17 protein-coding genes are annotated in these 12403 nt (G+C 35.0%); 9 read left to right on the top strand and 8 right to left on the bottom strand.

The genetic code is table 11. From position 1 onward, the window contains the following. The first annotated feature begins 51 nt into the window (after positions 1-51). On the top strand, positions 52-1206 hold the full coding sequence (locus JOC76_RS22045; RefSeq protein ID WP_205180920.1) for a D-alanyl-D-alanine carboxypeptidase family protein: 1155 nt from the start codon (positions 52-54) through the stop codon (positions 1204-1206). A 211-nt stretch (positions 1207-1417) separates the two neighbouring features. Here the strand turns inward: JOC76_RS22045 and JOC76_RS22040 are convergent, their stop codons facing one another. Beyond that, on the bottom strand, positions 1418-1675 hold the full coding sequence (locus tag JOC76_RS22040) for a hypothetical protein (protein WP_205180919.1): 258 nt from the start codon (positions 1673-1675) through the stop codon (positions 1418-1420). Positions 1676-1843: 168 nt separating this feature from the next. Between JOC76_RS22040 and JOC76_RS22035 the strand changes: the two genes are divergently transcribed. Both JOC76_RS22035 and JOC76_RS22030 read left to right on the top strand, forming a co-directional pair. Beyond that, positions 1844-2323 (top strand): Hsp20/alpha crystallin family protein, encoded by a 480-nt coding sequence (locus JOC76_RS22035; RefSeq protein WP_205180918.1) that lies wholly within the window; start codon positions 1844-1846, stop codon positions 2321-2323. Positions 2324-2440: 117 nt separating this feature from the next. Continuing rightward, positions 2441-2848, top strand: coding sequence for a hypothetical protein (locus JOC76_RS22030; RefSeq protein ID WP_205180917.1), 408 nt, complete (start codon positions 2441-2443; stop codon positions 2846-2848). A gap of 31 nt (positions 2849-2879) precedes the next feature. On the opposite strand, the gene JOC76_RS22025 is transcribed toward JOC76_RS22030, so the two are convergent. Continuing rightward, positions 2880-3122: a YkuS family protein gene (locus JOC76_RS22025; RefSeq protein WP_205180916.1), complete on the bottom strand. Its 243-nt coding sequence runs from the start codon at positions 3120-3122 to the stop codon at positions 2880-2882. A gap of 101 nt (positions 3123-3223) precedes the next feature. Here JOC76_RS22025 and JOC76_RS22020 point away from each other — a divergent pair, with 101 nt between their 5' ends. Then, positions 3224-3364, top strand: coding sequence for a YuzL family protein (locus tag JOC76_RS22020; RefSeq protein ID WP_205180915.1), 141 nt, complete (start codon positions 3224-3226; stop codon positions 3362-3364). A 319-nt stretch (positions 3365-3683) separates the two neighbouring features. Here the strand turns inward: JOC76_RS22020 and JOC76_RS22015 are convergent, their stop codons facing one another. Then, positions 3684-5303, bottom strand: a complete 1620-nt coding sequence (locus JOC76_RS22015; protein WP_205180914.1) for an ABC-F family ATP-binding cassette domain-containing protein — start codon at positions 5301-5303, stop codon at positions 3684-3686. A gap of 365 nt (positions 5304-5668) precedes the next feature. Then, positions 5669-6271, bottom strand: a complete 603-nt coding sequence (locus tag JOC76_RS22010) for an SCO family protein (RefSeq protein WP_205180913.1) — start codon at positions 6269-6271, stop codon at positions 5669-5671. Positions 6272-6428: 157 nt separating this feature from the next. Between JOC76_RS22010 and JOC76_RS22005 the strand changes: the two genes are divergently transcribed. Both JOC76_RS22005 and JOC76_RS22000 read left to right on the top strand, forming a co-directional pair. Next, positions 6429-6821, top strand: a complete 393-nt coding sequence (locus JOC76_RS22005; protein WP_205180912.1) for a CidA/LrgA family protein — start codon at positions 6429-6431, stop codon at positions 6819-6821. Then, complete coding sequence (locus JOC76_RS22000; RefSeq protein WP_205180911.1) at positions 6805-7482, top strand: LrgB family protein; 678 nt, start codon at positions 6805-6807, stop codon at positions 7480-7482. The genes JOC76_RS22005 and JOC76_RS22000 overlap by 17 nt, the downstream gene beginning before the upstream one ends. A 152-nt stretch (positions 7483-7634) precedes the next feature. Here JOC76_RS22000 and JOC76_RS21995 read toward each other — a convergent pair whose 3' ends face one another. Beyond that, positions 7635-7772, bottom strand: coding sequence for a hypothetical protein (locus JOC76_RS21995; protein ID WP_205180910.1), 138 nt, complete (start codon positions 7770-7772; stop codon positions 7635-7637). Positions 7773-7828: 56 nt separating this feature from the next. On the opposite strand from JOC76_RS21995, the gene JOC76_RS21990 reads away from it, so the two are divergent. Beyond that, positions 7829-8047: a cold-inducible protein YdjO-related protein gene (locus tag JOC76_RS21990; RefSeq protein ID WP_239557887.1), complete on the top strand. Its 219-nt coding sequence runs from the start codon at positions 7829-7831 to the stop codon at positions 8045-8047. A 45-nt stretch (positions 8048-8092) separates the two neighbouring features. Here the strand turns inward: JOC76_RS21990 and JOC76_RS21985 are convergent, their stop codons facing one another. The 3 genes from JOC76_RS21985 to yhfH form a co-directional block, all read right to left on the bottom strand. Beyond that, positions 8093-8344 carry a transcriptional regulator SplA domain-containing protein gene (locus tag JOC76_RS21985; protein WP_205180909.1) on the bottom strand — a complete coding sequence of 84 codons (252 nt, stop codon included), beginning with the start codon at positions 8342-8344 and terminating at the stop codon, positions 8093-8095. Positions 8345-8359: 15 nt separating this feature from the next. Continuing rightward, positions 8360-8542, bottom strand: a complete 183-nt coding sequence (locus tag JOC76_RS21980) for a hypothetical protein (protein ID WP_205180957.1) — start codon at positions 8540-8542, stop codon at positions 8360-8362. Between the two features lie 127 nt (positions 8543-8669). Then, positions 8670-8804, bottom strand: coding sequence for a protein YhfH (gene yhfH / locus JOC76_RS21975; RefSeq protein ID WP_205180908.1), 135 nt, complete (start codon positions 8802-8804; stop codon positions 8670-8672). A 281-nt stretch (positions 8805-9085) separates the two neighbouring features. On the opposite strand from yhfH, the gene JOC76_RS21970 reads away from it, so the two are divergent. Together JOC76_RS21970 and JOC76_RS21965 are read left to right on the top strand one after the other, a co-directional pair. Next, positions 9086-11236: a PAS domain S-box protein gene (locus JOC76_RS21970; RefSeq protein ID WP_205180907.1), complete on the top strand. Its 2151-nt coding sequence runs from the start codon at positions 9086-9088 to the stop codon at positions 11234-11236. Between the two features lie 274 nt (positions 11237-11510). Next, entirely contained in the window at positions 11511-12386 is an 876-nt protein-coding gene (locus JOC76_RS21965) for a LysM peptidoglycan-binding and 3D domain-containing protein (RefSeq protein ID WP_205180906.1), read from the top strand. The last annotated feature ends 17 nt before the right edge of the window (positions 12387-12403 follow it).

Below are 12403 nucleotides of genomic sequence, written 5' to 3'. Positions count from 1 at the left end.
ATCTGGTAAAATCAAGGAGGACTCTATGTTAAATAGTAAGGGTGTTTTCTATTGAAAAAGATTCTACCAGTTATCATAAGTATTTTATTTCTTATTACTAATCAATTACATGTTAATGCTCAATCAGAAGCCTTACCTCTTAAAAGTGAAGGTGCAGCACTTTTAGATTCTGATACAGGAGCTGTACTTTACGTCAAAAATCCAAATGAAAAAATGTATCCAGCAAGTATAACCAAAATTGCTACGGCCATCTATGCAATCGAAAAAGGCAATTTGAATAGTATGGTAACGGTTAGTGGCAACGCTGTCAGGCAAGATGGAACTCGTGTTTATTTAAATGAAGGGGAGAAAATGCCTTTAATCCAGCTGATTCAAGGAATGCTTATAAATTCAGGGAACGATGCGGCTGTTGCGATTGCAGAATATACGGATGGATCGGTTCAAAAGTTTGCTGAAAACCTAAATATCTATTTGAGAACAAAAGTTGGCGTTACACATACTCATTTTACCAATCCAAACGGTTTGTTTGATCCAAATCATTATACTACTGCAATGGATATGGCCCTAATAACAAATTATGCGATTAAGAATCCTATTTTTGCTAAAATCTTTGGCACTAAGGTACTTCCCTGGAAAGGACAGGCATGGCAAACGAATCTTGTAACCCATCATAAAATGCTTAAAGGAGAAATTCCATATCCGGGGATCACGGGGGGTAAAACGGGTTATACAAGTGAAACGAAACAAACCTTATCGACAACGGCGGACAACGGTAAGATTAGGCTGACTGCTGTTGTTTTGAAATCGAACTTGCAAATTGATAAATATAATGACACTGCTCAATTATTTAACTATGGTTTTAAAAATTTTCAACATGTAACAATCAAGCAGGGAGAAATTTTTAAAACTGCTCATAAAGAGTTTTACCCAGAGAAAGATACGCTGATTACTGAACGGAATGATGGCTGTATAAAAAATGTGGCAAGCAATGGTCTTCTTTCAGTCCAAGATAATAAGGGACAATTAGTTCAGACTGTGCAATTAAAATATAAAGAACCGCCAAAGACAAAGGTCAAAAGTGTTAAAATAACTAAAAAGGACAATCCTCAGCAGTTGGTGTTTCAAATTAATATAGTATTAGGTTTATTGGTTATTCTTATTGGTGCCACCATTGCAGTCAGGAAGAAGCGGTCAAGAGAATATTAACTATAGAGAAGGTCATGGGAGGAGTAAAAACCTCCCATGGCTTATTTTTAATGATAAGAAATTTCGACTTTGAGAATTGTCTAGCTTCAGCGCCTAGCCCCTCGATGGTCTACAGCCACTCCCAAAATGAAGGCAAAAAGCGCCTTCTTTTTGGGAGTGTCTTATGCTTGTCGGGGCTGACCAAGGCGCTTGCGCTTTTCTTATTATCAGTTTATAGATCATTGATTGTATATGGATGAGATTCGAATGTGGCAGGGGAGTCTATTTGGTCTTTATCATCTACAAAACTTCTTGTCGCAACAAAATCGCTTTGATCACCAAAATTTTGACCAAATCCTTGATTTTTCTTATCAGAGTTATGCCACTCTGCTAACAGATTTTGACCTATATTTACTGCTGAAGCATTTTCAAAGGAATTAATTTTAATCATGAATATATTTATATTAATAAAAGGAACTGGCACAGTCATTTGATCTCCTCCTTCACCTGTTAATCATTATATGCTCTTTAAAGAGGTTTATGAAGCAAGCCGTAATAGTTGATTTGATTATTGAATATGATTTGTATGATGAAAGTAGGATTATAAAAATATAAATAAAGTAAAATAACAAATTCTTTTGAAAAGGGGGTGTTCAGGATGGATATGGAAAAATTAAAACAATGGATGGATATTGCAAAAAATATGCATGGCGGTGACTTTTGGAATAATATTTTTGACCAGGAATTTGCCAAACAATTTATGAATGAACAACCTATTCATTCATCTACAGGAGATGGACAAATAGGACGTGCGGAAAAACCTAAGTCATTTCCTTTAATTGATATTTTAGAAGGGGAAGAAGAAGTGGTTGTGGTGATTGAACTCCCTGGGGTAACCAAAGAGAATATGGAATTAGGGCTAAGTGGAAACATTTTAACCATCAAAGGCAAAGTGAACCCCGTTAATCCACAATTAACCATACGTCATTCTGAAAGGTTTAATGGTGATTTTCAGCGGCAAATCCCTTTACCTGATACTGTCAGTCCTAATCAATTAAGTGCAAAATTTTGGAATGGCTTATTGTTTGTCAGTTATCAGAGAAAAGTAGAAAAGGGTGAAATTATTCCGATTGAGTAGGATGAAAGAAATAAATACAAGATTCATTTTTATGCTACGCTAAATATTCTTGGACATGTTATTCGATTTATCCCATATAAATAGAAGAAAGGGTAAACATAGAGGGAGTTTGTAAATATGTCATTTAAAGATTTATTCCTTATATTCAAGAAAAATGATTATGAAAAGGAATTAAAGAATAAATTGATTTCATTAGAAATGAATATAGAGGAGTTGAAGAAATCACTCCAAACCTCCCAACAAAATTGGTTAAAAGAAAGTGAAGTAAAAACTAAAGATCCGCCAATTATAATAGAAAAAATTAATATTGAAAAAATTATTTTAGATAAATATGAATTAAATAATAATTTTGGACAGCTTGGAATCAAAGAGCTAAAAGGAAAATTAAATATTGGGGCAACTTACGGAAGTGAATTTATACCGAATATAGATCAAGAAGAAAAAAAGGACCTGAACCATAACGCTCGTAAAAATAAAGAACCAAATCAAAAGCCTAAGGTTAATATTAAAGCAAAAAAAGACTAAAGTGTAAAACTACTTTAGTCTTTTAGAAAAATTATTGTAGTCTGCTCTCTACTTGACGACATACTTCATCAGCAGACATTCCATTTGCATCAATTACAGAGCCCTTTGTAATAGTATCAGACATTCCCATCACGTTTGAATCCAGACCTGTAACCACACAGCAATCACAGTTTTGTGCATCTGACTCCTGCTTTAATTCAACCACGTCATATCCTTTTTCCCTTAAAACTTGTTGAATATTTGTAAGAGATTGTTCTACTCCAACTTTTGCCATACAAAACACCTCCTCCTCAACATTATTTTGCCTTATGCTTTGGAAAATATTCCGTATAAGCAGACTTCTTTGTCCAAAGGATAATAGGGGAGGTGTATGATATGTCGAGAGGCAGAAAAGGTAAAGCCGATCCGTCCACCATCGGCCTTAGTTCCCCGCAAGTTGAAGGTCAAGGTACGACCAAAACAGAAACGGGTTCAATCGAAGTACCGTCATCTAGAAAAAAACAAAAACGATATTAAGAAAAGCGCAAGGCGCTTAGATTTCGGCGACAAGCACAAGACGAGCCGGCCGAAAGGTTGTTCTTTAACCTTTTGGACGGATTAATCTAAATGTGGAGGCGACTGTTCTGGGACGAAGGCATAAGACGGACCCTGCAAGAAGGCGTTTTTTGCCTTCTTCAGGGGGTGGCTTATGACTTGAGTCCCAAGGAGCCGCAACTGAATATGCTTATGACCTCGAGCCGATGGCGCCTGGAGCTGGACAATTCTCAAAGTCGAAATTTATTCTTTCTTATTTTTTAAAAAAAGAGGATGTCATTGTTTGACATCCTCTCTCAGCTTATTGATACATTTCCGCTACTTGCTTTTGAATTTCATCATTTTCTAGATACTCATCATAGGTCATTTGTTTATCAACAAGGCCTTTTGGAGTAAATTCAAAGATTCGATTAGCGATCGTTTGAATAAACTGATGGTCATGTGATGAAAACAGCATAGAACCTTTGAAATTAATTAATCCATTATTTAATGCCGTGATGGATTCTAAGTCTAAATGGTTTGTTGGTTCATCTAAGAGAAGAACATTGGCTCCATTGAGCATCATTTTAGAGAGCATACAGCGAACCTTTTCTCCACCAGACAGGACACTTGCTTTTTTCAACACTTCTTCACCAGAAAATAACATTCTTCCTAAAAATCCCCTTAAGAAGCTTTCACTATCGTCTTTTGGTGAGAATTGACGAAGCCAATCCACAAGGGTTAAATCGCTGTTTTCAAAATACTCGGAGTTATCCTTTGGAAAATAAGCCTGAGAAGTAGTGATTCCCCACTTAAATGTACCGCTGTCTGCTTCCATTTCACCCATTAATATTTTGAAGAATGTAGTTTTAGCGACTTCATTTGTCCCAACCAGCGCGATTTTATCTCCTTTGTTCATAAAGAAGCTTACATTATCTAAAACTTTAACACCATCGATGGTTTTGGTTAACCCTTCAACCCTTAGTAAATCATTTCCAATTTCACGTTCAGGTGTAAATCCAACAAATGGATAACGGCGAGAAGATGGCTTAATATCGTCGAGAGTAATCTTATCTAATAACTTTTTACGAGATGTTGCTTGCTTTGATTTAGAAGCATTTGCACTAAAACGTGCGATAAAGTTTTGAAGTTCTTTAATTTTTTCTTCTTTTTTCTTGTTTGCATCTGAAGCCATTCTTGAGGCTAATTGACTAGATTCATACCAGAAATCATAGTTTCCAACATAAATTTGGATTTTACTAAAATCCAAGTCCGCAATATGTGTACAAACCTTATTTAAGAAGTGACGGTCATGGGATACGACAATTACGGTATTTTCAAAATTAATGAGGAAATCTTCTAGCCATTGAATGGCTTTGATATCCAAGTGGTTTGTCGGCTCATCCAAAAGGAGGACATCTGGTCTGCCAAACAATGCCTGTGCTAGCAATACCTTAACCTTCTCAGAACCGGTTAATTCAGCCATTTTCTTATAATGAAGATCCTCACCGATACCAAGGCCTTTTAAAAGAATAGCTGCTTCAGGCTCAGCTTCCCAGCCGTTTAGTTCAGCAAATTCACCTTCTAGTTCGGCAGCTTTCATGCCATCTTCATCAGTGAAATTTTCCTTCATATAAATCGCGTCTTTCTCCTGCATAACCTCATAGAGTCTTGCATGACCCATTATAACGGTTTTCAGAACCTCATATTCTTCATATTCAAAGTGGTTCTGTTTTAACACTGCCATACGCTCATTTGGTCCTAATTGAACAGTACCTGTTTGTGCTTCAATTTCACCTGATAAAATTTTTAGGAATGTTGATTTACCGGCCCCATTTGCCCCGATTAATCCGTAACAATTTCCAGGTGTAAATTTAATATTTACATCTTCAAATAATTTTCGGTCACCATATCTTAAACTTACGTTACTTACAGTAATCATAGTAGTAATCCTCCAAACAAAAATATCTACTAATTATATCATTATTCTAGAAGAAGAGCGAATTCTTTCAAATCGATTTTAGTTAAAAGAAAAATTTTCTAAAAAAATTTTTCCAATTTCACACTTTATTCATAAATTTGTTGTAGAATTGGATTAAGAAGTTTTAAAGAGGGTGAGAAGTATGGCAAAAAAACAGCTTACTGAACTCGTGAACAAACTAAAAAAAGCTGGTATTAAAGCGAGTCTAACCAAACCAAAGTCTAATTATCTACTGATATTGCAGCAAATTAAATAATTTCCTTCACCTTTCATTGAAGTTTAAACAGCAAAAGCGATTAATCCAAGTGGACTAACCGCTTTTTTTATTACTCTATTTTTTCCATTATTTTATCGTATACATCCTGTTTATTAAACTCTTTACCCATAGGGAACTTGGCAATAAATTTATTGTCTTCACTTATTAGATAGGTAAAGGTGGAATGAATGAATTGGCCATTCCCAGGATCTTTGAATTGAAATTGTAAGGCATTTGCAATTTTAAGAAGCTGTTTTTGGTTGTTCTTTATTTCTTGTTTTTCCCCGGTTAAAAAAATCCAGTTATCATCATTTTTTATTCCAAAACCTTGTTTATATTCGTTTAAAATCTCAGGTGTATCGCGAAAAGGATCGATTGTAATCGTAACAAATTCTATTGTTTTACCATAGACTCCTTTTTTCAATAGATCTTGTTTTAATTCAACCATTTTTTGAGTAGTAGTTGGACAGACATCAGGACAATGGGTATAAATGAATTCAATTAGTTTTAACTTTGTATGATCCTTCCCGAACTGATAGCTGTCCCCACTCTGAGTAATGAAAGTAGTGCTTGCTGGAACTGCTGCATTGGCGTCACGAATAAGGAAAAAAGAGATTCCCCCAGCAATTCCCAAAAATACAGCCAGACTACAAATAATGTAAATCCTTTTCAAAACGATCCCCTCCTACATTTAAGATAATTAAGTTTTTTTAAAAAAGATATGGATATTTTGTGAAATAAAGTGGATGCGGAATTGCGACTAATCCTATATACTGTATTGTGAATGGTTGGAAAAATCTGAATATTAATGGTGGAGATGATAGATTATTATGAAAAAATCAGCTAAATTTTTGTTCCAACTGTCCATACTAATAGTCATCTTTCTGATAGGAAGTTTTACAGTAAAATACTTGCACCTACAAATTCCAGGGAATGTTCTTGGGATTGTGATGTTATTGTTCTTGCTCTGGTCTGGAGTAATTAAGGTAGAACAAATTGAGTGGGCGGCAGGATGGCTATTAAGGCATCTTGGCTTCTTTTTTATTCCGATTTCTGTTGGCTTGATGACATTAGGAAATATCGTTAAAGTAAATGGCTGGATTTTACTTAGCATCCTTTTTGTCAGCGCGTTTATTGGAATCATAGCAGCAGGTAAGATAACCCAAATTGTCATTGTGAAAAGTGAAAAGGAAAAAGTGAAATATCATGATCACGTTTTATAGTATCGTTCTTACTGTTTCAGTCTATTGTTTTTCACGTTTTCTCACTAAAAAATATCCTACTCCCTTAACAAGTCCAGTTTTCTTAAGTACGGTCATCATTATCATGATTCTGGGTGTTTCGAAGGTATCTTATCAGGACTATACACCGGCCAAAACAATCATGACCTATTTGCTCGGTCCCGCTACCGTTTCTTTGGCAGTGCCAATTTATAAAAATCGAGAATTATTCCTAAAAAACTTCATAGCTGCAATTTCAGGTATATTCATTGGCAGTGTTTCAACCATTACGGCAGCACTTATTATGGCAAAATCTCTGCATCTATCAAAATTTTATCTTCTTGGCTTTAGTGTAAAGTCTGTTACTGTACCGGTTGCAATCGAGATAGGTGGGATTATTCATGGAAATATTTCATTAATTGCGGCATATGTAATCATTACAGGAATGGTGGGGGCCATGTTTGGAGCCAAACTTTGTAAATGGTTTAAGATTGATCATCCTTTTGCTCAAGGTCTGGCTATGGGTACTATTTCCCATGGAATTGGGACCTCAGAGGCTGTGAAAGAGGGAGAGATTCAAGGTGCCGTTTCCGGGGCAGCGATGGGTATTGCAGCAGTTTTAACCTCATTTATTATTCCTTATATAATTAATTTCATTATCTGAACGGTAAAGGTCAAACTAATGTCTTCAATGATGATTTTTAAAGTGAAGAATATAAACCAGATTGTCTCAAAAGACTAACACTTTTTGAAACATCTGGTTATTTTTATTCGTACAGCTGCTGATACTTTAAATGCCTCAAAGAAGCCCTAACTTTATTTTTTTTGTTTTAAATATTGTTGAGCTAGAAGAATTTTAATTTCATTATAACTTAAGCCAGATTGACTATTTAATCGCTTTACTTCTTCAATATCGGTTCCGACTTTGGTAAACCGTTTCTGGGAAGAAGACATTCTATTTAACACTCCTATTTAGAAGAATTATTTTAAAGCAATGAAAACTGACATTTTTGTACATACTAGTAAAAAAGGAGGCGGTTCCCATTTTTTACGGTAAAAGGGCTAAAGAAGAAGAAATTGAAACCATACTCGTTGACACTGAGGTTTACTCATGCTCGGACGATGCATGTATTGGATGGATGAGAAAGGATTTTGTCGCTGATGACCTGCTTTGTCCAATGTGTGGCAATCAGATGTTGCAAGAAATAAGAGAGCTCCCAAAAATCTAAATCAATTTTCTATAGAAAGACTGTCACTAAAAAGTGGACAGTCTTTTATTCTTCACCAAAATCAAAGAAATGTTCCTCATATGCCATATGTGCAGATTCCGAAGATGTAAACAAAGCATCATCATCCTCAATTACATGAAAGGTGTCATTGAGAAATAATGCTAATGAATTTGGGTCCTTAGGATGTTGTACAATTTCAGCTGCTTTTACATTTGCAACAGAAGGAACATGTGGGTTGCGGTAAATAACATAAACCTCATCACCAGGTTTTGCATTCTCTAAATTAAAATAACTCATTTTGTTTACCATTCCTTATAGATTCTCATTTTGTTGGCGGATTTCGTCTCCAGTAATAATGGTGTTTGCTTCTTCAATCATTTTATGTTTATTGACTGAATCTCCGGGTACGTTTTTTTTATTAGGAAAAACAGCTCCATTATTAATTGTCATTTGTTGTTCATCAGCAGGTGTTAAATAATCCTTTTTCTCAGCCAAATCATCATCTCCTTGTCTTAAAGTTTTACCTGAAGAAAATGGTTTATGCCTACCTAATTCTCACCAAAACGGAATATTTTACTTAGGAATAAAAAAACTCTCCAATTTCTTGGAGAGTTCCCTGTAATTATTCTTCTCTTTTTGCTAAACAGCGATCACATTCCATTAAGTAGCTTTCTGCTTGTTCCTCCATATGTTGGCCACATTCTGGGCACTCTTTCTTTGGTAGACTGCGGAAAAATTCAACTGGACTCATTAACATTTAAAACTCCTCCTTTATTAATACAGTTTATGTTTTATTTACTTGTTATAGTACAGTATAAACAAAAAATATCCTTTTGTGTAGACTTTTTTGAAAATTTTTTATATTTAAAATAAAATAAGCCAAATATCACGGATTTTCCATCTATGTAATTCTTTTTACTGAGGATAAGGAATGGGGTTAAAATAAAACTATGCCTGAAATTAGTACTTCCATAACGTTTTAATTTACTTTACAATCATAGTAGAAATATATTGTAGATATTGGGGGGATGTGGGTTAATGAGTTCAATATTAGGAACCTTTCATCCATATTTTATTATAATCGCCATCGGTTTAACGATTATGTCATCATATACAGCTTTGGATATGTTTACTTTAATTAGGACTGCCAATCAGGGTAAAAGAATGCTGTTTTTAGGTGGAACATTATCCATGGGGGTTGGAATATGGGTAATGAATTTTATGGCTCTAATTTCGACGAATACTAACCGGTTTGCCAACTATCATATTCCTTTAACGATTTTGTCTATGTTTATTGGGATTGCTTTTACAGGAATGGCTTTTCTCTGGTTCTTTGGCAAAACCATAAAAATTTATCATTTGCTAATTGGCAGCCTATTCTTAACTCTTGCTGTTATTGCCATACAGGTAATTGGTTTATATGCCATGAATGTAATCATTAATTACCGTATAGGTCTCTTAATCTTTTCAGGATTATTAATTTTCGGCTCCTTTTTATTTTCATTATGGATTCTTTTTTCTTCAAGTTATTCGCAAGGGAATCAAGTATGGTTAAAGCCAATAAGTGCCTTAATTATAACAGGAGCAATAGCAGAAGGACATTTTCTACTAAAAAGAGCAGCCATTACCACAAGTGGGGCTGTAACAGAAAATCAGACTGACAACGCCTTCTTTATATTTTTGGTATTGTTTGTGTCAGTGTTAATCATTGGCGGACTGATTATTTCGAGTATGTTAATAAGTAAACAATTAGCCGCAACGGATACAAACTTAAAGGATATTACAGCAGCCCTGGATGCCTCAACGATTGTTGCCATTACAGATCCAAAGGGGATTATCACATTTGTTAATGATAAATTTGAGGAAATTTCAAAATATAGAAAAGAAGAAATTATTGGCAAGAACCACCGAATCCTCAATTCCGGATATCATTCAAAAGAGTTTTTTCGTGATTTATGGAAAACGATACAGAAAGGTAAAATTTGGCGCGGGGAGATTCGGAATAGAGCGAAGGATGGATCGTTTTATTGGGTTGACACGACCATTGTTCCATTTTTAGATAGAAAGGGAAAACCTCTCCAATATATCGCAATTCGTTCTGATATTTCTAACCGTAAGAAGGCAGAAGAGCATCTTAAAGAAACAATTAAAGAAAATGTGGATATAAAATTTGCCTTAGACCAATCTTCTATAGTTGCTTTTACCGATGCCCAGGGGAAAATCACTAGTGTAAATGATAAGTTCTGTGAAATTTCTAAATATGATCGTGATGAAATAATTGGTAAGGATCATCGGATACTTAATTCTGGCTATCATTCTAAGGAATTCTTCAAGAACTTATGGAAAACAATAGGATCTGGTCATGTTTGGAAGGGCGAGTTAAGGAATAAAGCGAAGGACGGAACTTATTATTGGGTAGATACTACAATTGTTCCATTTTTAAATGAACACGGAAGGCCATATCAATATTTAGCCATCCGAAACGATATTACAGAACGAAAGAAAACAGAGGAAGTTCTACATCGCCAAGATAAACTTGCCGCGGTAGGACAACTGGCAGCAGGAGTTGCTCATGAAATACGAAATCCGCTTACTTCAATGAAAGGTTATGCGGAATTCTTACAGTTAGATGAAAAAGATCCAGAGCGGATGGAATTTTTAAATATCATATTGGATGAGATTGAGCGGGTCAATACAATTGTCGAGGACTTTATGGTATTAGCAAAACCAAAAGCGGTTGAATTAGAGGAAAAGAATGTGGTTCCAGTTATTCGAAATGTTGTTTCTCTGCTTGAATTTGAAGCAAGAAAAAAGAATGTTCGATTATTATTCGATTGTGATAAAGAGATTATTCAAATTGAATGCGATGAAAACCGGTTAAAGCAAGTGTTTTTAAACTTTATTAAAAATGGAATCGAGGCCATGCCAAATGGTGGGGATTTGCAGGTTAAAATTGTCATTCATGATAATAATGTTCAAATTTCCATTCAGGATTCAGGTGTTGGAATCCCGAAAGAAAAATTAAAGAAACTGGGCGAACCATTTTTTACTACAAAGAAAAATGGTAATGGCTTAGGTTTAATGGTAAGTTTTAAAATTATTGAAAGTCATAATGGAAAAGTCTTTGTTGAGAGTGAACCCAATAAGGGGACTACCTTTAATATACTATTACCAGCTAAAATTGCTTAAACGAGGGGAAACTCTCGTTTTTTTTTATTTCCAAAAATTTACTTTTAAAAATTTTAACAATTGAGAATCTATAAATGATTGAAATCGACTATGATGAATATACTGCACTATTTTTCAAGGGTAATTAGCTGAAAATTCTATTTTCAAAGAAATGCTATTGTAATATAATTGCCATTCTTGTAAATGAATTAACATCCCACTGTTCTTTTTCTCGGAAAAAATCATGTTATGATGAGAACAAGTTAGCAACGTGAGAACATGGGAGGTAAATAGAATGATGAAAAAAATAAAAGCATTTCTAGCAGTCGCTGCACTCTCAGGGACTGTTGGCGCTAATGTACAAGCCGCAGAAATAACGGTTCAAAACGGGGATACCCTTTGGGATTTATCACAAGTACATAATACATCTGTAGAAAATATTCAAAACTGGAATCACCTTTCTACTGACCTTATTCATCCGGGAGATGTATTAACGATAGCAACTGAAAAGCAATATACAGTTCAACAGGATGATACACTTGGAGATATTGCTTTAAAGTTTCAAGTAAGTGTAAAACAAATTAAAGAATGGAATAAATTAAATACAGATCAGATTCATCCAGGCTTAAATCTAATTATATACGATGAATTAACGAATCAAGTAAAAAATGCTCAGGCAACAGAAAACAACGAGGAAAATACGGAGGCAAGTAATTTAGAAGAGCCTGTCGTAAAATCGGTTGTAACTTCTCCGGAAACAAATTCGACAACCCAGTCACCTAAGCCTGCGCCAACTGTACAACCTGCTAAACCAGCACCGGTTGCTCAGCCTGTGAAACCTGTTTCAACAGCGAAACCAACTGAACCAGCTGATAATAATTCGAAAGAGATTACTGTTAAGGCCACAGCTTATACTGCTTCTTGTGAAGGCTGTTCCGGTACAACCGCAACAGGTGTAGACTTAAATGCGAATCCAAATGCCAAAGTAATTGCTGTAGACCCATCTGTTATTCCACTGGGCAGTAAAGTATATGTTGAAGGATATGGAGTGGCAACTGCCGCAGATACAGGCGGTGCAATAAAAGGCAACCGAATTGATGTATTTATTTCTTCAGAGCAAGAGGCACTTAAATTTGGCAAAAAAGAGATAAGTGTAAAAATTCTTGATTAACAAAAAAACTGCCTAAA

Origin of the sequence: Neobacillus cucumis, from assembly GCF_016908975.1 — a bacterium.
Lineage (GTDB): Bacteria > Bacillota > Bacilli > Bacillales > Cytobacillaceae > Neobacillus > Neobacillus cucumis.
Note: the sequence above shows the minus strand (reverse complement) of the source record. Positions and strands in the feature narration are given on the sequence as shown.